This window comes from Bradyrhizobium niftali, assembly GCF_004571025.1.
Lineage (GTDB): Bacteria > Pseudomonadota > Alphaproteobacteria > Rhizobiales > Xanthobacteraceae > Bradyrhizobium > Bradyrhizobium niftali.
In genome coordinates, this window is record NZ_SPQT01000001.1 from 285635 (window position 1) to 305813 (window position 20179).

At 65.1% G+C, this 20179-nt stretch carries 16 protein-coding genes; 4 read left to right on the plus strand and 12 right to left on the minus strand.

Going from position 1 to position 20179, the window contains the following annotated elements; translation table 11 throughout:
• The first annotated feature begins 210 nt into the window (after positions 1-210).
• Positions 211-726: a YcgN family cysteine cluster protein gene (locus E4K65_RS01265; RefSeq protein ID WP_135172556.1), complete on the plus strand. Its 516-nt coding sequence runs from the start codon at positions 211-213 to the stop codon at positions 724-726.
• Between the two features lie 151 nt (positions 727-877).
• Positions 878-2464 carry an MDR family MFS transporter gene (locus tag E4K65_RS01270; protein WP_135172557.1) on the plus strand — a complete coding sequence of 529 codons (1587 nt, stop codon included), beginning with the start codon at positions 878-880 and terminating at the stop codon, positions 2462-2464.
• Positions 2465-2467: 3 nt separating this feature from the next.
• On the opposite strand, the gene E4K65_RS01275 is transcribed toward E4K65_RS01270, so the two are convergent.
• From E4K65_RS01275 to E4K65_RS01295, 5 genes are all read right to left on the minus strand, one after another.
• On the minus strand, positions 2468-4111 hold the full coding sequence (locus tag E4K65_RS01275) for an alpha/beta hydrolase (RefSeq protein WP_135173179.1): 1644 nt from the start codon (positions 4109-4111) through the stop codon (positions 2468-2470).
• Between the two features lie 79 nt (positions 4112-4190).
• On the minus strand, positions 4191-6680 hold the full coding sequence (locus E4K65_RS01280; protein WP_167770432.1) for a GAF domain-containing sensor histidine kinase: 2490 nt from the start codon (positions 6678-6680) through the stop codon (positions 4191-4193).
• 106 nt (positions 6681-6786) lie between these two features.
• Positions 6787-8571 carry a thiamine pyrophosphate-requiring protein gene (locus E4K65_RS01285; RefSeq protein WP_283813802.1) on the minus strand — a complete coding sequence of 595 codons (1785 nt, stop codon included), beginning with the start codon at positions 8569-8571 and terminating at the stop codon, positions 6787-6789.
• A 28-nt stretch (positions 8572-8599) separates the two neighbouring features.
• The gene (locus E4K65_RS01290; RefSeq protein WP_167770433.1) at positions 8600-8995 is read right to left on the minus strand and encodes a hypothetical protein; all 396 of its coding nucleotides are present in this window, start codon (positions 8993-8995) and stop codon (positions 8600-8602) included.
• Between the two features lie 223 nt (positions 8996-9218).
• On the minus strand, positions 9219-11972 hold the full coding sequence (locus E4K65_RS01295; RefSeq protein WP_135172561.1) for a beta strand repeat-containing protein: 2754 nt from the start codon (positions 11970-11972) through the stop codon (positions 9219-9221).
• 342 nt (positions 11973-12314) lie between these two features.
• On the opposite strand from E4K65_RS01295, the gene E4K65_RS01300 reads away from it, so the two are divergent.
• Positions 12315-13760, plus strand: coding sequence for a hypothetical protein (locus tag E4K65_RS01300; RefSeq protein WP_135172562.1), 1446 nt, complete (start codon positions 12315-12317; stop codon positions 13758-13760).
• A 1-nt stretch (position 13761) separates the two neighbouring features.
• On the opposite strand, the gene E4K65_RS01305 is transcribed toward E4K65_RS01300, so the two are convergent.
• The 7 genes from E4K65_RS01305 to ku all read right to left on the minus strand — a co-directional run bounded on the left by E4K65_RS01305 (position 13762) and on the right by ku (position 19671).
• The gene (locus E4K65_RS01305) at positions 13762-14445 is read right to left on the minus strand and encodes a class I SAM-dependent methyltransferase (RefSeq protein ID WP_235885416.1); all 684 of its coding nucleotides are present in this window, start codon (positions 14443-14445) and stop codon (positions 13762-13764) included.
• 8 nt (positions 14446-14453) lie between these two features.
• Complete coding sequence (locus E4K65_RS01310; RefSeq protein WP_027547253.1) at positions 14454-15452, minus strand: glycosyltransferase family 2 protein; 999 nt, start codon at positions 15450-15452, stop codon at positions 14454-14456.
• Between the two features lie 184 nt (positions 15453-15636).
• The gene (locus E4K65_RS01315; RefSeq protein WP_135172564.1) at positions 15637-17199 is read right to left on the minus strand and encodes a hypothetical protein; all 1563 of its coding nucleotides are present in this window, start codon (positions 17197-17199) and stop codon (positions 15637-15639) included.
• A 456-nt stretch (positions 17200-17655) separates the two neighbouring features.
• Entirely contained in the window at positions 17656-17820 is a 165-nt protein-coding gene (locus E4K65_RS01325; RefSeq protein WP_027547248.1) for a Flp family type IVb pilin, read from the minus strand.
• Between the two features lie 192 nt (positions 17821-18012).
• Positions 18013-18195: a hypothetical protein gene (locus E4K65_RS01330; RefSeq protein ID WP_135172565.1), complete on the minus strand. Its 183-nt coding sequence runs from the start codon at positions 18193-18195 to the stop codon at positions 18013-18015.
• Between the two features lie 194 nt (positions 18196-18389).
• A complete protein-coding gene (locus E4K65_RS01335) occupies positions 18390-18626 on the minus strand; it encodes a hypothetical protein (protein ID WP_135172566.1) in 237 nt (78 codons plus the stop codon).
• A 58-nt stretch (positions 18627-18684) separates the two neighbouring features.
• Positions 18685-19671 carry a non-homologous end joining protein Ku gene (gene ku, locus E4K65_RS01340; protein WP_135172567.1) on the minus strand — a complete coding sequence of 329 codons (987 nt, stop codon included), beginning with the start codon at positions 19669-19671 and terminating at the stop codon, positions 18685-18687.
• Between the two features lie 241 nt (positions 19672-19912).
• Here ku and E4K65_RS46850 point away from each other — a divergent pair, with 241 nt between their 5' ends.
• Positions 19913-20068 carry a hypothetical protein gene (locus tag E4K65_RS46850; protein WP_165448146.1) on the plus strand — a complete coding sequence of 52 codons (156 nt, stop codon included), beginning with the start codon at positions 19913-19915 and terminating at the stop codon, positions 20066-20068.
• The last annotated feature ends 111 nt before the right edge of the window (positions 20069-20179 follow it).

Consider the following 20179-nt stretch of genomic DNA (forward strand, 5'->3'; position numbering starts at 1 on the left):
ACCCAAGGCGCCCGGTTCGCGTCCGAGGGGACTTGCTGTTCCTTCTAGCCGAGCAGGGCCTATAAACCAATGGTCAGGCTCGCGATTTTGAACAACAGGCCTAATTGACCCCGGGTCATTACGGGCCGCTCGGAGGGGTTGCTTGCAGCATCCCAGCCGCACGCCCTAGATGGGGTCAGCCGTAGCTCTTTCGAACCCTTGTTGAGGCGCATGACCGCAGCTCCCAAACGACCTTCAGGCCAGGAAGGATTCTTCTGGAAAACCAAGACGTTGGAAGAGATGTCGGCGGACGAATGGGAGAGCCTGTGCGACGGCTGCGGCCGCTGCTGCCTGAACAAGCTCGAGGACGAGGACACCGGCGACATCTATTTCACCCATGTCGGCTGCAAGCTGCTCGATGCCGGGACCTGCGGCTGCAAGGACTACCCGAATCGTTCCGACAAGGTTCCGGACTGCGTCCGCCTGACCCCGGCCAATGTCCGCACCCTGAACTGGCTGCCGCCGAGCTGCGGCTACAAGCTCGTCGCCGAGGGGCGCGACCTGTATTGGTGGCATCCGCTGGTATCAGGTGATCCCAACACCGTGCATGAAGCCGGCGTCTCCGTGCGCGGCCGGGTCGAGGGCAGCGAGGAGGAGATCCCGGACGCGGATCTCGAGGACCACATCGTGCAATGGCCGGCCCTGTTGCCGAAACGGGCACGCCTGAAGCGACGTCCGAAGGACTGACCCGCCGTACGGATCACGTGTTCGGGATGACCCGGCGGCGGGATGCACCCATGCGCCGCGGTGCCTGCCTGGGAAGAACTTTGCTGTCTACATTGGGCTGCATAGAACGAATCCTTCGCGGCGTTGCGCCGCCTCACGGCTTCCGATCGAGATGAACAAGTTCGACCGGCAGAGCAGTTCTGCCGACATCCAGGCGTTGCCCGACGACATTGCCGAAGAGCTGTCCCGCCTTCCGAGCGAGGTCATCAGCGTCGATGACGCGCCGTCCATCGCGCCGCCGGTGCCGCTGACCTCCGACGAGGTGCGCACCATCGTGATCAGCCTGATGCTGACGATGTTCCTGGCGGCCCTCGACCAGACCATCGTCGCGACTGCGCTGCCGACCATCGGGCGCCAGTTCCAGGACGTCTCGAACCTGTCCTGGGTGATCACGGCCTATCTGCTCGCCTCGACCGCGGTCGCGCCGGTGTTCGGCACGCTCAGCGACATCTACGGCCGCCGCGTCATGATCATCATCTCGCTCAGCCTGTTCGTGGCGGGCTCGGTGCTGTGCGCGATCGCGCCGAACATGCCGATGCTGATTCTCGCGCGCGGCCTCCAGGGGCTTGGCGGCGGCGGCATCATGCCGGTGGTGCAGACGGTGATCTCCGACGTCGTGAGCCCACGCGAGCGCGGCCAGTACCAGGCCTATTTCTCCAGCGTCTGGATGGTCGGCGGCATCCTCGGCCCGGTCATCGGCGGCGTGTTCGCCGAGCATCTGCACTGGTCGATGATCTTCTGGATCAATCTGCCCCTCGCCGCCGCGGCGATCGCGATGCTGCTGCCGAAGATGAAGAAGATTCCGGTGTTCCATCGCAAGCGCAAGGTCGACTGGCTCGGCGGCGTCCTGCTGATGGCCTCCGCCGTCGTCTTCATGCTGGTGCTGACCTGGGGTGGCACGCGCTACGCCTGGCTCTCGCCGACTGTGCTTGCGATGGTGGGCGGCGCTGTCGCGCTCGCGGTCACCTTCGTCTGGCACGCGCGCCGCGCCGACGAGCCGTTTTTGCCGCTGAAGCTGTTGACGGGATCGGTGGCGCCGTTCGCGCTGACGGCCGGCGGTTGCGGGCTTGGTGCGATCACGGGCCTCACCGTGCAGCTCCCGCTCTACTACGAGTCGGTCTATCATCTCAGCGCCAGCGAGGCGGGGCTTGCACTGATTCCGCTCGCGGCGGTCTCGACCTGCGGCGCGGCGATTGCCGGCCGCACCATGGCGCGTGCCAAGCATTACAAGCGCGTCGCCATTGTCGGCACCTCATGGGCCGCGATTTGCGCGCTGGGCCTGACGCTCACCACCTTGCCGCTCTGGGGCCTGCTGACGCTGATGGCCGCGTTCGCGCTCGGGCTCGGCACGACCTTCCCGGTCTGCGTGGTCTCGCTGCAGAATTCGGTCGCGCGTCCGCAAGTCGGCACCATCACCGGCGCGATGAACTTCTTCCGCTCACTGATGTCCTCGTTCACGGTCGCGGCATTCGCCGCCATCCTGCTGATCGCGCTCGGCACCGACATTCCGCTCGCCGGTGAGCATCACGCGGCAGGCAGCATCCCCGCGATCCCCGCCGACGACATGCGGCACGCGTTCCGCTACGTCTTCGGCGCCGCCACCGCGCTGATGGCCACCGCCGCGCTCTGCCTGATCATGATGGAGGAGCGGCCGCTGGCAGGCCCGACCGTCGCAACGCCGGTGGAGATGGCGGAGTAGGGGTTAGCCGCCGCGATCGGGATCATCGTCGACATTGCCTGCGCCCGTCTTCCGCGCTTTCGCGGCAAGCTGCTCCTTGAGCTGCGCCAGCGCGTCGGCAGACCAATCACGGACATCGGTAACCGCGACCCAGGCATCGACGTAATGCTCGGGTGCGTAGACATGGCCAAAGCCCATCGGTGTGCCGTTCGCGACCGCCATGTCGACGGCGAGCTGCAGCATCGTGACGATGGGATACCATCGCAGCTCGGGTGATACGTCGGGCCCACGCGGCGCCCTCATCCAGGCCGGAGCCTGATAGGCGTCGCGGTAGGCAAAGAACGTGATCGCGTCACTGGCATATTGCAGATAGACGACGCGCATCGGACCCCAGGGCGCATCTGCCGGCACCGTCGGCCCGTTCTGGTTCATGAAGCGGACGACGCGGCCGTCGCGGAATTCCGGCAGCCAGGCCGGCGAGCCCTGATTGCGGTTCGCGGTGACCGAGCGCCAGATGCGGCTTTCGAACGGCGGCCCGCTCCATAGCGCGCCAGCGATGGGATCGCCGATCGTCTCGAACAGTTCTGCGGACTTCTCCGAGTTCATGGCGCCGAGGCTAAGCCCGTGCAGATACAGTTTCGGCCGCTTGTCCTTCGGCAAGCGCGTCCAGTAGCCGTAGATTTCCGAAAACAGCGCGCGCGCCGCCTCCGCGCCGTATTCGGGCTGAAACATCAATGACAGCGGGCTGTTGAGATAGGAATACTGCACCGCGACGCTGGCGACGTCGCCATGGTGGAGATATTCGACCGTATCCATCGCGGCCGGATCGATCCAGCCGGTGCCGGTCGGTGTAATGACGATAAGTATCTTTCGCTCGAAACCGTGCTGGCGCTTGAGCTCCTCGAGCGCGAGCCGGGCGCGGGCTTGCGCGGTGTCGCGGCTGCCGAGGCCTACATAGACGCGCACGGGATTCTGCGCGAGCCCTCCCGTAACGGCGCCGATTTCCGTCGCGGTCGGGCCTGAGGCAATGAACCGGCGCCCCATGCGCCCGAGCTCCGTCCACTTCACCAGCGACGCAGAACTTCCTGTTTGATCGGGGGCGGCCGGTTGCGGCCGCTCGGGCTCTTGCAAGGCGTCGAGCTCGCGGAAGGAGGAGTCGAGCGCGTTGAACGCCGCGCGGACCAGGACATTGCTGGCGATAGACCAGAACAACAGGCCTGCGACCAGCACGCCGAGGACGTTGGCGACCTTCCGCGGAATCACGAGCCTCGCGCGCGCAGCGAGGAAGCGGACGACAACCGCGAACAGCCGCCCCAGCACCAGCAGCACTGCGAACGTGATCCCGGCAATGACGCAGACCTTGAGTGGATGTGCGGTCTCGACCGGGGCCATCTTCATGACAGTGCGGATCGAGTTCTGCCATTCGGCGGCGCGCCAGAGGAAGACGATGACGATGAGCAGGCAGATTGCTGCCGCCAACGCATTCGCAATCGATCGCGCGCGCGCCGAAGGCTCAGGCAGCTCGAGATAGTGCCAAAGCCGGCGCCACAGGATTCCGGCGAAATAGCCGATCGCAAAGCAGCCACCGGCGAGGGCACCTTGCGTAAGATAGCTGCGCGGGATCAGCGTCGGCGTCAGCGCGGCCGCGAAGAACAGCGCGCCCAGCATGAGGCCGATACCTGATAGCGAGAGGAGTTGTCGCCGAATGAACCACGCGAGACTCTTCAAGGCATCCTCCGGGGTGATGCTATCCCTTGTTGTTCTCCGCAAAGCTGCTCTTCCGTGGCAGCAGGATCGTGAATTCCGTGAACTTGCCCGGCTCGGTCGTGACGTCGATCGTGCCGCCGTGCTGCTTCACGATGATGTCGTGGCTCATCGACAGCCCGAGGCCGGTGCCTTCGCCGGCCGGCTTGGTGGTGAAGAACGGATTGAACATCTTCTCCCTGACCTCGTCGGCAATGCCGGTGCCGTTGTCGCGGATGCGGATCTCGATGGTGTCGCCGCGGTCGCGCGTCGCCGCGATCACCACCGGCTCGTAACCGGACGCACCGCCGTCGGCCTTGCGCTTGGTGACGGCGTGGAAGCCGTTCGAGATCAGGTTCAGGAGCACCCGGGTGATCTCCTGCGGAAACACTTCGGCCTGCCCGGCCGCCGGATCGAGCTCGCTCCTGAGCGTCACGTCGAACTGCGGCGTCTCGGCGCGGGCGCCATGATAGGCGAGGTTGAGGCTCTCCTCGACCAGAGCGTTGATGTCGCTGAGCCGGTGCTCGCCGCCGCCCTCGCGCGAATGCAGCAGCATGTTCTTGACGATGGAATCGGCGCGCCGGCCGTGCTGCACGACCTTCTCCAGATTGTCCTTCAGGAGCGCGGTCAGCTCGTCAACCTCGGCACGGACGTCACCGGCGAGCGGGACGGGCGCGAGCACCTCGTTCAGCTCGTCCGTCAGCTCGGCGGAGAGCGAGGCAAAATTGTTGACGAAGTTGAGCGGGTTCTTGATCTCATGCGCGATGCCGGCGGTGAGCTGGCCGAGGGAAGCAAGCTTCTCGGTCTGGATCAGACGGTCCTGCGCTGCGCGCAAATCGTCGAGCGACCTGGCGAGCTCCCGCGTGCGGTCCTGGACCTCGTTGAACAGGCGTGTGTTCTCGATGGCGATCACGGCCTGGTCGGCAAAGGTCTTGAGCAGGTTGATCGCCTTGTCCGGGAAATGGCCGGCCTCCCGCCGCGTCACGGCGATGGTGCCGATCGCAGCGCCATCGCGCAGCATCGGAACCACCAGAATGCTGCGATAGCCTCTGGTCCGCGCCAGCTCCTTCATGGCGTCCGTGAGGTCGGCTTCGTTCTGCATGTCGCTGCGGAACGCATATTCCCCGCTTGCCGCCACCCGGCTGTGGATGCCCGATGCCGACAGCGGCACCGGGAAGGAGCTGAGCAGATCGGCGTTGCCCGCTTCGTTGTCGGTGGTGAAGGCGGCCAGATGCAGCATGCCGTCGATGAGGCGGGTGACGGTGGAGGAATGTCCCCCGATGAGCGCCTTGGCACTGTCGGAGATCGCCTGGAACACCGGCGTGACGTCCGCCGGCGAGGCCGCGATCACCTTGAGGATGTCGGCGGTCGCGGTCTGCCGTTCCAGCGCTTCCCTGGTCGCGTTGAACAGGCTGACATTCTTGATCGCGATCACTGCCTGGTCGGCGAAGGTCTGGAGCAGTCCGACATGGTGCTCGCCGAACGCGCCGGTCTCCCGGCGCGTGGCAATGATGACGCCGATGGCCTCGCCCTCGCTCATCAGGGGGGCGAACAGCATGCTGCGGTAGCCGCGGGCGCGCGCGATGTCGCGTGCGGCCGGCTCGAGCTCCGTGTCGGGCAATTGCGCCGCCGCACCATTGGCCACAAGCTGGTAAGGCGGAAACCGTGCGAACGGCACCGGGAACGAGGCCTGGAGCACGCGATCGCCGGCCGGGTCGGTCGGCGTGAACGCCGCAAGGTGCGCAGCGCCGTCGACATAGCGCAGCACCGCGGTGGAGAAGCCGCCGATCAGCCGGTTGGCGTTGGCGGCGATGGCGTCGAACACCGGCTGCACGTCGGACGGCGAGGCGGCCATCACCTTCAGGATATCGGCGGTGGCGGTCTGGCGCTCCAGCGTTTCCTTCGTCTCGTTGAACAGCCGCGCATTCTCGATCGCGATCACGGCCTGGTCGGCGAAGGTCTGGAGGAGCTGTACGAGATCGGGCGCGAACGCGCCGGGCTCGGCGCGTGTGACACTGATCATGCCGACCGCCGTGCCCCGGCTCATCAGCGGCATGAAGAGCACGCTGCGGAAGCCGCGCAGCCGCGCCAGATTGCGGTTCAGCTCCGGGACGTGCTCGGCCTCGCTGTCGGGAAACTGGATCGTCTCGCCGCCCCGAACGAGGGCAAAGGTCGGAAAATCCTCGATCCTGCGCGGGAACGATGCCTTCAGCCCTTCGTCCCCGTCCGGGCTGGTCGGCGTGAACGCCACGAGGTGCAGCTCGTCGCCGATGAACTGAAGAACGCTGGCGGAGAAGCCGTCGAGCAGGCGCTTCGAGCTGGACGCGATCGCAGCGAACACCGGTCGGGCATCCGAGGGAGATGCCGCGATTGTGCGCAAGATCTCGGCGCTGGCGTTTTGCCGATCGCGCAGCCGCATGTTCTCGGCGGCGGCCGACTGCAATTGCCGTTTGAGCTCGTCGATCCCGGCGACATCGTTGGAAGGGGTGGTCATTCGCAATCCGGCTTGGTACCGCGACGGGCGCGGCACCGGGCCGGATTATCACATCTTCTGCGGCCGGAGCCAGCGCCCGCGGCCCTGCCGCCGAGACCCGGGTGCCTCACGTGCCCGGCCGCGACACCTCGGTCTCCTTGCTGGTGATGAACTCCAGCAGCACCGGCACGCCTTCCTTCGTCTTCTGGATGCCGCGCCTGATCGCCGGGATGATGTCCTCCGGCTTCAACACCCGCTCGCCATAGCCGCCGAAGGCGCGCGCCATCGCGGCATAGTCGCCGGAAATGTCGGTCGAGTGATATTTCTCGGTCGAGACCGGCATCACCTTCAACTCGATCGCCATCGAGAAATTGTTGAGCAGGATCGACATGATCGGGATGCGCTCGCGCACCGCGGTCTCGAAATCCATGCCGGTGAAACCGATCGCCGCATCGCCCCAGACATTGATGCAGAGCTTGTCGGGCTTTGCCAGCTTGGCGCCCATCGCGAGGCCAAGGCCGTAGCCGAGCTGCGTCGTCTTGCCCCAGCCGAGATAGGAGAGGGGTTCCACCGCCTTCCAGAACGGCGAGAGCTGGTCGCGCGGGCTGCCGGCATCATGGGTGATGATGGTGTTGTTGATGTCGACGGTGTGTTGGAGGTCCCACAGCACACGATAAGGGCTCAGCGGCGCGTCGTTGCTGGACAGCTTCGGCATCCACTTTGCCAGCCACTCCTTGTGTGAGGCGGCGATCTTCGCCGCGACGGCCGAGGCGTCGCGATCCTTCGTGACGGTTCTGCCGATCTCCTCCAGCAGCGCATCGAGCACGAGGCCGGCATCGCCGACGAGGCCGATCCTGGCCTCCACATCCTTGTTGAGGTGGTTGGGATCAAGCGTGGAGTGGATGATGGTCTTGCCCTTCGGCATCGCGATGCCAAAACTGGTCTCGGTGAAGGAGCAGCCGACGCCGAAAATCACGTCGGCCTCGCCGAGGAACTTCGGCACCGCGCGCGGCACCGCAAGACCGCCGGAGCCGAGCGACAGCGGGTGTGTCTCCGGAAACGACGACTTGCCTCCCAGGCTGGTGGTGACGGGAACGGCGAGACGTTCCGCAAGCCGTTTCAGTTGCGGCCACGCCTGCGCATAGTGCACGCCCTGGCCGGCATAGATCACCGGCCGTTTGGCGTTGACGAGCAGGGCGGCTGCTTCCTTCACATGCACGGGATCGGCGCCGTACCGGGTGCGCAGCACCGGCGTGTAGTTCAGCGGTTCCGGCACCTCCTCGTTCCACATGTCGGAGGGGATTTCGACGATGACGGGCCCGCCGCGGCCGTTCTTGAGTTTCGTGAAGGCACGGCGGAAGATGTTGGCGACTTCCGCGGCGAGGATGATCGGCTCCGAGGACTTCGCGAACGGCTTCATCGCCTCGCTGGAATTGAAGTTCGGCTCGATGTGCGCGAGCCGGCGCTGATAGCCCATCGGCAGCACCAGCACGGGCACGGATTCGCCGAAGCACTGCGCGACGCCGCCCATCGCGTTCTCCGCGCCCGGCCCATGCTGCATGCAGAACGCGCCGATCGTTCGTCCCGACGTCACGCGCGAGATCGCGTCCGCCATGTGGATGCCGACGCGTTCCTGCCGAACCATGACGGGGCGGATCTCGGCCGTGGCCGCATGCTCGATCAGATGGTTGACGGGATAGCCGCAGAGGATCTCGATGCCCTCGCGCCTCATGATTTCCGCAATGGCGGTGCCGAGCTTCATGACGTCTCTCTCCCTGGCGAGGCCGGTTGCTCCGGCCGATTGGGGAGAGAGGATCAGGAAATAACGGAGCGGTAAAGCGCGGGGGTGCGAAGGAGGCGGTAGGTCAGGTATGCAGCGCCGGCGTCCAGCCGCACGGACCTGCAAGGCCATTGCATCAGCGCTTCGGTGCCGTGGCCTCCTACTTGCAGTTTTTGCAGATCGTCAGCTTGCGCTTTAACGCTTCATCTTCTTGATCGATCAATTGCTGCGCCGTATCCGGATTGGGCTTGGAACCCTTTGCTGCGCGCGACGTCGTGGCTCGCTTCGTCTGCTCCGGAGTGTCATTGTCGTCGACGGCGCTAAAGCCGTCATAGTCAGCGGCTGGATTCGGCGAGTGTGGAGGCCCGCCAGTCGCTGGTGTCGACGGCACCCTGTCGGACGCTGCCGGGGAATTCCTGGCGCTCGCCCGTGGCGGCGATGCCTTGGGTGGAGCAAGCGAAACGGGCGGCGCGACCGAGGTCTGTCCTCTCGCGCTGTCGTGCGACCATGCGCCGACAAACATGAGGCCGAGAGCCAAGAGCGTCACGCTTCTCATCCGCATCCTCTCGGCAGTTCTGGTTCAACGATCGATGGCATGGCCCGCCGAGCCACGACGGCGTGCAGAGTATCAGGACTCAGATGGCCGTCAAAGCGCCGTAGCCCGGATGGTGAGCGGCAAAATCCGGGACGCCCGTATCGATTCGCGGGTACGCGATTGCCCTCCGCGCTGCGCCCGACAGGCAAATCACACGATCACCGGGCGACCGCGATCGTCGGCCTCAGATCAGCGTCCCCGAGTGGACGCTCGCATGGGCGAGCAACGACTGGATCACGATGTTGTCGCCGGGGCCTCCGTCCAGCACGTCGACGCCGCCGCCGCCGATCAGCACGTCATCGCCAAGCCCACCGAGCAGCGTATCGTTGCCCGCGCTGCCGATGAGCACGTCGTCGCCGGCGCCGCCGTCGAAAACGAGGTGCGGCCCGCCGGGACCGACGCCCGACGCCTCGATCACGTCGTCGCCGCCAAGTCCGTTGATGGTGATGGTGTCGTTGAAGTCGAAGTTCTCGATCACGACCTGGCTTGCGAGACCGTCAATCACCAGCGCGCCATTGCTGTTGAGCGAAAGCGAGATGACGTCGTCCCCGCCCGTGCCGTTGATCACGATCTTGTCGGCCGCGCCGTCGCCGCCTGCGGTGCCGGGGACGCCGCCCAGATCGATCTTCACTTCCGTCACGTCGGTGCCGCTCATGTCACCGACATTGATCGTGTCGGCGCCGCCGCGGGCATTGAACGCGATCGTTTCGACGCCGTGCGTGTCCATCGTGATCGAGGCGACGTCCCGCGTCAGCTCGGCACGCCCTCCATTCGCGAAGATGTTGATGGTTTCGGCGATGTTGGCGCCGTTGAACAGCAGCGTGTCGGTACCGCCCTGGCCCTCGATCGTGTCGTTGTCGTCGCCCGGATTCCAGACGAAGGTGTCGTTGCCAGCACCCATCAGCGCGACGTCGTTTCCGTCGCCGCCATTGATCAAGTCGTCGCCCTGACTGCCGCGGATGGTGTCGTTGCCGAGTCCGCCGTTGATCGTGAGTTGCAGCACGCCGGCCGCAAGCCCGCTCGCATCGATCACGTCGTCGCCGCCGAGGCTGTTGAGCGTCAGCTGATCGGTCGCGTCCATGGAGACCAGGTTGGTGGTCGCATGGAGGCCGAAGACGGTCACGCCGCCGGCATTGCCGGTGACGCCGAACGTGTCGGCGCCCTGGGTGGCATCGACCGTGACGGTGTCGACGGCGCCGTCGGGCGTTCCGGCCGAACCGCCGAGGTCGATGTTCACCCGCGTCACGTCGGTCCCGGTCAGATCCCCCACGGCGATGTGGTCAGCGCTGCCCAGCGCGTGGATATCGACGTGCTCGACCCCGTGCAGGTCCATCGTGATGTTGCCGACGTCGCGCGTGAGCAGGGCGTGATCGCCGTTGGCCGTGATGGTGAGGTTCTCGGCGATGTTGGCACCGGAGAACCGCAACGTGTCGACGCCGGCGCCGCCTTCGACGGTGTCGCTGCCATCGCCCGGATTCCACTGGAACACGTCACGGCCGGCGCCGAGCTGCACGAGGTCGTCGCCGCGGCCGCCGACGACGGAATCATTGCCGTCGCCGCCGATCAGCGTATCGTTGCCGGCGCTGCCGACGATCGTATCGTTGCCGGCGCCGCCGTCGATCGTCAGGTGCACGATTCCCGCGGCAAGCATGGCCGCCGAGATCGTGTCGTTGCCGCCGAGGCCGTCGATGACGAGCGCGTCGTTTGCGCCTTCCGCGTTGGTAATGGCAAGCGCGGCGGGCAGTCCTGTGACCGAAACTGACGTGCCCGAGCCGGCCACCTGGATCGTATCGGCTGCGCTCGTGCCGTTGAGCGTCACCGTATCGGTCGCGCCGTCCCCGGTCCCGGCCGATCCGAGATCGACATTGACCTGCTTGACATCGGTTCCCGCGAGATTGTTGACGACGATGTTGTCGCTGCCGCCGCGCGCGTTGATCGTGATGGTCTCGATGCCGTTCAGGTCCATCGTGATGTTGCCGACATCGCGGGTCAGCAGCGTGCGTCCGCCATTCGCAGCGGAAACAACGATGTTCTCGCCGATGTTCGAACCATTGAACAACAGGGTGTCGGCTCCGGCCTGTCCTTCGACCTTGTCGCTGCCGTCGCCCGGGTCCCACTGGAAGGTATCGTTGCCGGCGCCGAGCAAGGCGGTGTCGTTGCCCTGGTTGCCGTCGATGAAATCGTTGCCGTCGCCGCCCAGCAGGCGGTCCGCACCGTTGCCGCCGAGGATCGTGTCATTGCCGGCCCCGCCGTCGATCGTCAGATTGATGAGCGCGGCGAGATTGCCGGTGGCGGTTATGACATCGTCGCCGTCTTTGGCATGGACCACGAGGTTTTCTGTGGTGCCGATGTCCAGCGAGAACGGCGCGGGGTCGACGCGGTCGAAGCGCACGCGCGTGCCGTTGGCCGTGATGGCGAAGGTCTCGCTGCCGTTGCCGCCGTTCACCTCGGCGGTGTCGATGCCTTCGCCGCCTTCCATCAGGTCGCTGTCGTCGCCGGGGTTCCAGATCATGCGGTCGTTGCCGGCCTCACCGAACATCTGGTCGTTGCCGTCGCCGCCGATCAGCACGTCATTGCCGGCGCCCCCGAACAGCAGATCGTTGCCGCCTTTGCCGAGCAGCGTGTCGTTGCCGGACTGCCCGAACAGCATGTCGCCGCCGGACCCGCCGGTCAGCGTATCGTTGCCGGCGCCGCCGAACAGATTCGCCGCAGGCATCGCGCCGTTGCTCTCGTCGATGGTGATGGAGTCGTTGCCGTCCTGGCCGAAAGCCTGGATCAACTTGGTGTTGGCGACCGTCGCGGGGCCGCCTTTGATCGCGACCGCGCCTCCGTTGACGACGATCGTTCCGGCCGCATTGCGGCCCAATGCGATCGTGTTGTTCTGGCCGTTGCCAAAGGTAGTGAGAATTCCGGCGGAAAAGTTTGCTGTGACAGCCATGTGCGCTTCTCGCTCGCGTCATCGTCGGAACGGACCGTATGGCAGGATCATGACGCGTTTCGTGATGCCACCGGGGTGAACGGCAAACGACGACGGCTGTACGCCGAGATGCAAGTTCCAGCTTGGTGGAATCCTTCGGGAGGGCTTTTGTTTGTCTTGAGAACAGCTTGATTTTCCGAAGAGTGCAGCATTTCCGGCTGATGGATCTTCGCGGCGCGAAGGATGCGTCCGCCCAGCGTCAAGAACATGGTTCACAAACGGTAACCAGCCCGCCCTGCGCTCGGCCAGGCGCGGTGACCATCGAAGAAGAATTTAACGCTTGGGCCTTAACTTGCGCTCGCCATGAGTGAGCAGGTCGTGCACAGCGAGGTTCAACCGTTTTCGGCGCGTGCGGCGCTGCCCTGGCTGGTGAGCCTTGGCGTCTATGCCGTGGTGCTGATCCTTGGACAGCGGCTGCTCAACGATCCCGACAGCTATTCTCATATCGAGGTCGGCCGCTGGATCATGGCGCATGGCGCCCTGCCGGCGAGCGACCCTTTTTCCTTTTCGATGCACGGCGCGCCCTGGATCACTTTCGAATGGCTTTCGGAGATCGTCTACGCCGGAGTCTACGCGCTTGCCGGCTGGCCGGGCGTCCTCGTCGTCGCCGCGGCAGCGATTGCGCTCGCCTTCGGCCTGTTGACGTTCTTCCTGCTGCGCGAGCTTTCGCCAGCCCTGACGCTGCTCATGGTGATCGCGGCCGTCATCTTGTCGGCGCCGCATATGCTGGCACGGCCACACGTCCTCGTGCTGCCGGTGATGGTGACTTGGGCGGCCGCCCTGGTGCGCTGCATGGATCGTGGGGGGCCTCCGCCCTACTGGGCCCTGCCGCTGCTGGTCCTGTGGGCCAATCTGCACGGCAGCGTGGTGCTGGCGCTTGGGTTGATCGGCCCGGCGGTGCTCGAGGCGCTGCTGCGTGAGGGGCGAAGCGGATGGTCGCACGTGCTGTTGCGATGGTTGCCATTCACGGCGCTTGCACTCGCAGCGTCCTGCCTGACGCCCTACGGGCCGGAACCGCTGCTGATGCCGCTGACGACACTCGGCCTCGGCCCCGCGCTCGCCTGGATCTCGGAATGGCGGCCGCAGGATTTCAGCCGCATCGGTGGCTTCGAGTTACTGCTGCTGGCCGGCATCTTTGCGCTGTCGCGCGGTGTGACGCTGCCGCTCGTGCGGGCCCTGGTGGTGATCGGCCTGCTCCATTTCGCACTGGCGCAAATACGCAATGCGGATCTGCTGGCCATGCTGGCGCCGCTTTACCTGGCGGCTCCGCTGGGTCGGATGTTCGGCGGACCGACCGGGGACGATGCGGCCGGCTCGTCGCGCGGCCTGACTCTGGCCGCGTTCGCCGGGTTGATCGCGGTGAGCGGGGCGGCCCTGGCGCGTGACATCCGGCCGGCTCCGATCATCACCCCTCAGGCTGCCATTGCTCAAGCCGACCTCGCCAAGGCGGGGCCCGTACTCAACGATTATTCCTTCGGCGGCTATTTGATCTTCGCCGGCATTCCGACCTTTATCGATGGTCGCGGCGAACTGTACGGGGGACCGTTCATCGACCGCTACAACCGCGCCGTAGCGCTGGTCGACCTCGGAGATTTTCTCAAATTGCTCGATGAGTACAAGATCGGCGCGACGCTGCTCGCACCGCGGACACCGGCGGTCGCGATGCTCGACCGGCTGCCCCAGTGGCAGCGCGTCTACAGCGACGATGTGGCGGTCGTGCACAAGCGGCGAGATGCGCCGCAGAGGTAAGTCAGGCGGTCCCGAAGGCCGCGTATTGGCCCCCGAGCGACACGCCGCGCAAGGCACCTTCCAGACGCCGCGCCGGTTTGGTGTCCCAGGGGAGCAACAGGAAATGGCGCGAGCCGACCTCGCGTAATCCATCCGCAGCCATCAACTTCCGGGTCGTGCCGGCGCTGAGCAGGACGGCGTCCCGGTCGAACTCACAGCGCGCCACGGCGAGGCGCGTCAGCGGGTTGTACGGATTGTGCTCGATCACGCAGACGAGCCCGCCGGGGCGCGTCACGCGCCGCATCTCGGCGATGAACTGCGCCCATTCGGCCGGCACGATATGGTGCATCACGCAGACGGCCGTGACCAGATCGAAGCTGGCGTCGTCGAAAGGAAAGGTGCGGCCGTCGAACTCACGATAGTCGACCCCGCGGTTGTCGGCGCGAGCCTGCACCAGGCTGGCCGAAGACACATCGATACCGCTCAAGCGGCCGACCATGCCGTGCAGCAGGGGATGAAGGCTGCCGACGCCGCAGCCGACGTCCAGCATTTCGGGCCGCTCTGCGTCCAGCCGCTGCGCGATCAGATCGCGCAGGAGATCGGCCTTGGCGCGCATGAAGAAATGATGCGGCAAGCCCGAAAAGTCGATCGATGACTGGACCACGTCACGGTAGTTGTCGTGATAACCGTCGAAGAGTTCGGTCATGCGCCGGGTCACTCGTTGACAGCGTGGATCGCGGGTGCCGCGGCCGCGGCCTCGCTGCGATCGAAGCCGGCGCGCGTCTGCACCACGTAGAGCGGACGGCGTTTCACCTCGGCATGGATGCGGCCGACATAAAGCCCCACGATGCCGGTCATCAGCATGTTGATCCCGCACAGCAGGGACACGACGACGATCGTCGAGGACCAGCCGGTCACGAGATGGCTGTCCTTGCTGAGCCACAACAGGATCACCCAGCCGCCGTAGAGGAGTGCGAGTCCCGAGACCGTCAATCCGCACCAGACTGCCAGCCGCAAGGGCAGATCCGAAAAACCGAGCGCAGCGTTCATCGCGAGCCGCACCATCTTGAACAGCGGGTATTTGGTTTCGCCCGCTGCGCGCTCGAGGCGGTGGAAGGTGACCTCGGTCTGCCGGAAGCCGAGCCAGGCGATCATGCCGCGGACGTAGCGGTCCTGCTCCGGCATCTGCCGCAGGGCGTCGAGCACCTTGCGGTCGATCAGACGGAAATCGCCGACATCGGCGGGGATGCCGACAGAGGACATCCTGCCGAGAAGCCGGTAGAAGAGATGCGCGGTCGCGCGCTTGAATCGGCTTTCGCCGTCGCGCGACAGGCGGCGGGCGTGGACGATGTCGTTGCCTTCCTGCCATTTTGCGATCAATTGCTCGATCACTTCGGGAGGATCCTGCAAATCGGCATCCATGACGATGATCGCTTCACCTTGCGCGGCGTCCATGCCGGCGGTGATGGCGACCTGATGGCCGAAATTGCGCGACAAGCCGATGTAGCGAAAGCGCGGGTCGCGCGTGGCGAGCGCCCGCAGCACGATCGAGCTGGAATCGCTGCTGCCGTCGTCGACGAAGATCGCTTCCGCGGGCCCGTCGAGCCGGGACAAGACCAGGTCGAGCCGGCGCAGCAGGATCGGCAGCACCGCTTCCTCGTTGAACACGGGGATGACGAGGCTGTAGCGGATCGACTTGAAACTGGCCGCCATGCGAGGTGTCCAACTCGGTTGCAGGGGCGCAAGTCTAAATCGTCGGTGGTTAAGGTCGCCTTGCCGCAACAGTTAAGGATCTAGGGCTCCCGGGCGATGCAGTCGGCCCGGGGGGCGGCCGGGGCCGGGAGGGAGCAGGGATGGTGATGCCCGATTAACCACGCTGTGCAGCTGTGGCTTCGGTCTAGGACCTGCGGCGGATCTTGTAGAGAACAAATCGTTCCGAGGTGTCCAGCTCGTCCAGCAGATCCGGCAGCGGGTTGGGCCCGGGCGGTCCAAGCACATAGAGGTAGTCGAAATCCTGGTGCCAGGTGCGGACGAACGGCGGAACGTCCGCCCGCGGCTGGCTTGTCGCAATCGCCGTCAGCAGGCTCGACGGCACCGGCCCTCCGTAGGGAATGGCAAGACGGCGCACGGCCCCGCGTGGCCGCACCGGCTGCTTGCCCTCTTCCGTGAATAAATTGGGCACGAAGGCGTTGGCATAGTGCACGGCCAGCGTCGGCGCATAGAACATTGGATAGGACGTGAGGTCGGCGAAGGGCGGGTCTCCGGGATCGCCCGTGCTGCCAACGAGGACGCGTGAGCCGCGATCGATCTTTTGGAACGACCTGATGATGGCCGCATAGTTGGTGCGGTAAGGCAGCCACACCGCGAGGACGACGGCGAGATTGATCAGGATGATGCCACTGATCGCAGCGAGCGCAGCCATTCTCCAGGTACGGTTGGGCAGCGACAGCGTGCAGAAGGCCGGCAGGATCAGAGCCGCGGCGGGAATCACGCGGAGGTCGACAAACGAGGTTCCGAACAGCTTCGATGGAATGACGAGGTACAAGAGCGCAAAGCCGATCGCGAGCCAGATTCCGGCCGGCTCGAGCTTGAGCACGCCGCGTCTTGCGGCGAAGAGCAACGAGATCATCAGCGCCAGCCCGGTCATTGCCGATAGCGTCAAATTGTAGCCGTTCATGATGCGCAGCGGCCAGATCGGCTTGAATCCGAGGAACCAGCTCGTACCTTCGCTTCCGATCGAGCCTGCAGTCATATGCATGATCCCGAACAGGACGAGCGCCGGTATGGCCAGCGCGCCAAGCCGCCCGGCCGCGACCCGGTACGATATTCCTTGGTGGGTGATGCGCCAGAGCTCGTAAAGGCCGAGCGTCGCGCCGTAGATGCCGAGGGAGAAGAAATGCGCCGCATACAGTGCAGCGACGAAGACCGTGTTGACGACGAAGCGCAGTGGCCATGGGCCGTCTGCCAGCATCAGATAGACGGCGATGCCCCAGAGGGCGAGGCCCAGTCCGAACTCGAAATTCACGAAGCCCCAGCTGAACGGCAGGCAGTAGAGGAAGGCGAGCGCCGCAAAGCCGGCGAGATGGACACGCCCCTTGCGGGCCCATTCGAGCAGAAGCGCGCCCCCTACGATCAACAATTGGCTCAGGAGCAGAAACAGCCGTGTGGCGTTCTCGACGCTCATCAGCCGCGCCATCTGCGGGACCACCAGGTCCATTCCAAGGTTGGGATAGAATGCCCAGGCCACCTCGTAATGCGGATTGGCGCTGGGAGTGCCGCTCTGGCTCAAAATATACATGCGGGCGAGGTGATTGGGATAATCGACCATCGCGGGAATAGGGGTCAGCAGCACCGGAAGAAACGAGACGGCCGCCAGCATTGCAAGAACGGTGATCGTCACCGATCGGTCCGAGCCAAGACGAGCCCGGATCGTCAAGGTCGGCCTGTCGGAAGATGCCATGTGATCGGCCCTGGAGTTCGAGCCTGCGCTCTGCAAAGGTGCAATTGCACGACGCAACGTGCATAGCGCGAACATCGTAAAGATCAAACGTCACGCGGAAGCCGGGCGCCGTTGCCGCATGCACAGCGCTAATGAAAAGGAAATTCCGCGATGTCAGCGTCGCCAGCAGCAGCTTGCCATTGGGACGGAGCTCGACGCGGCTGAGGCCGCGAAAGATCTCCGCGCGTTGCGCCTTCGATTGCCTGGAGATGACGACGACATTCCGCGGCCGGTATCGAGGCGAACGCGGCGGATCTCCAGTTGGGAGTGCGGGCCGGCAGGGAGGAAGCTCGGCCTCCATGCTGAGCCATCGCGGTCCAGGTGCTGTTGACCCAGATGATCTGCCACGCCGGCAGGCCTGCGCGCCGTCGCGGTCTCGCCGATGTCGGGAGGTTACCTCGGGCCGGGATATGCCGCCTACTTCGTGGCCGTTTCGATCGATTTGAACTTGTTGTTCAGGAGCGCGCTGCCCGTGTTGTTCACGACCGTGACGATCGCGAGCGCGATGCCGGCGGCAATCAGGCAATACTCGATAGCGGTAGCTGCACTTTCATCGGCAAGAAAGGACCTGAGCAATGCCATCGTCAACTCCCGTTCATCCGTCCAACGTAGGCTGGCGCCGTTTTCGGAATGGTAAATTGATTCACTAACTTTTGCAGGGCGCGCGTTAAATTGCAGGCGGGGGCGGACCGCGACCTCAGGCCTTCTATGCTGGCATTTATTGACTTAAGGTTTCGTCACCCAATTCGGGTGGATTTGACGGCGTCGTCGCTTTCAGGACTCGATCGCGCGCCCAGGTGCGGCCTTGCCGGGGCGTCTCAGCACCGCTGCGAGGCGCCCGACCAGATTGCGCATGACGCGCGGCTGTGACCGCGCCGCGCTGTCTGCGCGGCGCTTGTCCTCGCTCGTGTCGTTCACGAGGCCGATGTAGTTCTTTCTGGCGTCCTGCTGCTGCACGGCGTGCAAACCCTGGTTCGATCGACGGCGCGACCTTGTGGCGCGCAACGGGAATCGACGGTTAATTTTGTCTACCGTAGGATTACTTGCTGCCTCGCTGGCGGGCGCTGAAAGCGATGGCGCCGCTTAACGGATTGTTGAGGCTATGTCTCATTAAGGCAAAGGCTGCAAGGCGACGCCGCGCCAGGGAGGGCTCACTTGCGACCGATGTCCGCGTTCAGCGCCCGCAACATCGCGATGCGGGCGAACATCATCCAGCCGCCGCCCGTCTCGGCCGCATGGATCAGGGTCTCGATCGCGGTCTGCCAGTGGCTCGCATGCTGCGCGTCCTCGGGCAGCTGCATGATGTGATCGGCCGCCTGTTGCAGCGTCCGCAGCTTGCGCCCGTCGCGCAACGAGATCGGATCGTCGAACGCCGTCGACCAGGGCATGTCAGGCCAGCCGACCGGCGAGGGGAGACATCACGGCGCGATCGTAGGGTGCGTGCAGCTAGCCGGCCTTCTTCGCCCGCGCCGGCGCGCGCACCGGCTTGTCGGCCTTCTTCGCAGCTTCCTTGGGGGCCGGCTTCGCCGCAGCCTCCTTGCCGCCCTTGCCTGATATCGGCAGCAGCATCTCGCGCTGGCCTTCGGCGCGCTTCTTCGGCTTCTTGCCCTTGACGGCCTCCTTGACGGTCTCCTTGGCGACCGGAGCTGCGTCCTTCTCGCTCGCGAGGCTCTTCTTCAGCGCGTCCATCAGGTTGATGACGTTGCCGCCCGTCTTCGGCGCCGCCTTGGCCGCGATCGGGGCGCCCGCGCGCTTCTTGTTGATGAGATCGATCAGCGCGGCCTCGTAATGGTCCTCGAACAGCTCGGGCTCGAACGCGCCGGACTTCTTCTCGACGATGTGCTTTGCAAGGTCGAGCATGTCCTTCGTCAGCTTCACGTCCTGGATGTCGTCGAAATATTCCTTCTCGCTGCGGACCTCGTAGGGGTAGCGCAGCAGCGTGCCCATCAGGCCGCTCTCGAGCGGCTCCAGCGCGATGATGTGCTCGCGGTTGGTCAGCACCACGCGGCCGATCGCGACCTTGTCCATGCTGCGGATGGTCTCGCGGATCACCGCAAAGGCGTCGTGGCCGACCTTGCCGTCCGGCACGAGATAATAGGGGCGGATCAGGTAGCGGTTGTCGATGTCGGCCTTCGGCACGAACTCGTCGATCTCGATCGTGTGCGTCGAGTCGAGCGCGATCTCGTCGAGCTCGTCCTTGGTGACCTCGATATAGGTGTCGGTGTCGACCTTGTAGCCCTTGACGATGTCCTCGGAGGTCACCTCGTCACCGGTCTCGGCGTCGACCTTGAGGTACTTGATCCGGTGGCCCGTCTTGCGGTTGATCTGGTTGAAGGAGACCTTCTCGGTATCCGAAGTGGCCGGATAGAGCGCGACCGGGCAGGTCACGAGCGACAAACGCAAAAAACCCTTCCAATTGGCGCGGGGGGCCATGGGCTACTCCAAACGCAACGGGGACCGACTTATGAAGATACCATCGGGGAACTCCGAATCATACACGGCTCGGCGCGGAATCTTGCAACTGCGTTAACCGGCCGCCCCGCATGCGGTTGCTGCCTGGGCCCAGGGCAAAAGCCGGAACATCGCATCGGATCGGGCGTTGGCTCAGGACACAGGGCCGTGAGGAGGTTGCGGTCATCGGAGGCGAGACGCAGGGGCAGAGATTGAGGGCATCATGGCAACCACGCGAGACCAACATCAGATCGTCGAAACTGCAACCGAGGCGCGCCAGGGTGAGCCCGGGCCGTCGGTGGCCGCGCTGCTCGCCATCTCGACCGGGCTTGCGATCCTGATCCTCGCCGTCATCTGGTTCGTGTTCTTCCGGACCTGACGGCCGGATCCGAAGGTCCCGGGCCTTCCGACTCGCCGCGTAACGCGGCACATTGCGCCCGCCATGCCGCCGGCTCGTCCGGCTGCCTGGCGGGCGCAGTCGCGTCGGCGC

Coding starts and splice junctions, on each gene's coding strand:
- E4K65_RS01305 (WP_235885416.1), bottom strand. CDS start 14,445: ATGACCGAACTCTTCGACGGTTATCACGACAACTACCGTGACGTGGTC.
- E4K65_RS01290 (WP_167770433.1), bottom strand. CDS start 8,995: ATGAGAAGCGTGACGCTCTTGGCTCTCGGCCTCATGTTTGTCGGCGCA.
- E4K65_RS01295 (WP_135172561.1), bottom strand. CDS start 11,972: ATGGCTGTCACAGCAAACTTTTCCGCCGGAATTCTCACTACCTTTGGC.
- E4K65_RS01335 (WP_135172566.1), bottom strand. CDS start 18,626: ATGCCCTGGTCGACGGCGTTCGACGATCCGATCTCGTTGCGCGACGGG.
- E4K65_RS01275 (WP_135173179.1), bottom strand. CDS start 4,111: ATGCTGGGCGCGCTGTTCTTCGCGGCCGCGCTGACGCCGACGCTGATC.
- E4K65_RS46850 (WP_165448146.1), top strand. CDS start 19,913: ATGGCAACCACGCGAGACCAACATCAGATCGTCGAAACTGCAACCGAG.
- E4K65_RS01300 (WP_135172562.1), top strand. CDS start 12,315: ATGAGTGAGCAGGTCGTGCACAGCGAGGTTCAACCGTTTTCGGCGCGT.
- ku (WP_135172567.1), bottom strand. CDS start 19,671: ATGGCCCCCCGCGCCAATTGGAAGGGTTTTTTGCGTTTGTCGCTCGTG.
- E4K65_RS01265 (WP_135172556.1), top strand. CDS start 211: ATGACCGCAGCTCCCAAACGACCTTCAGGCCAGGAAGGATTCTTCTGG.
- E4K65_RS01270 (WP_135172557.1), top strand. CDS start 878: ATGAACAAGTTCGACCGGCAGAGCAGTTCTGCCGACATCCAGGCGTTG.
- E4K65_RS01285 (WP_283813802.1), bottom strand. CDS start 8,571: ATGGCCTTGCAGGTCCGTGCGGCTGGACGCCGGCGCTGCATACCTGAC.
- E4K65_RS01315 (WP_135172564.1), bottom strand. CDS start 17,199: ATGGCATCTTCCGACAGGCCGACCTTGACGATCCGGGCTCGTCTTGGC.
- E4K65_RS01280 (WP_167770432.1), bottom strand. CDS start 6,680: ATGACCACCCCTTCCAACGATGTCGCCGGGATCGACGAGCTCAAACGG.
- E4K65_RS01310 (WP_027547253.1), bottom strand. CDS start 15,452: ATGGCGGCCAGTTTCAAGTCGATCCGCTACAGCCTCGTCATCCCCGTG.
- E4K65_RS01325 (WP_027547248.1), bottom strand. CDS start 17,820: ATGGCATTGCTCAGGTCCTTTCTTGCCGATGAAAGTGCAGCTACCGCT.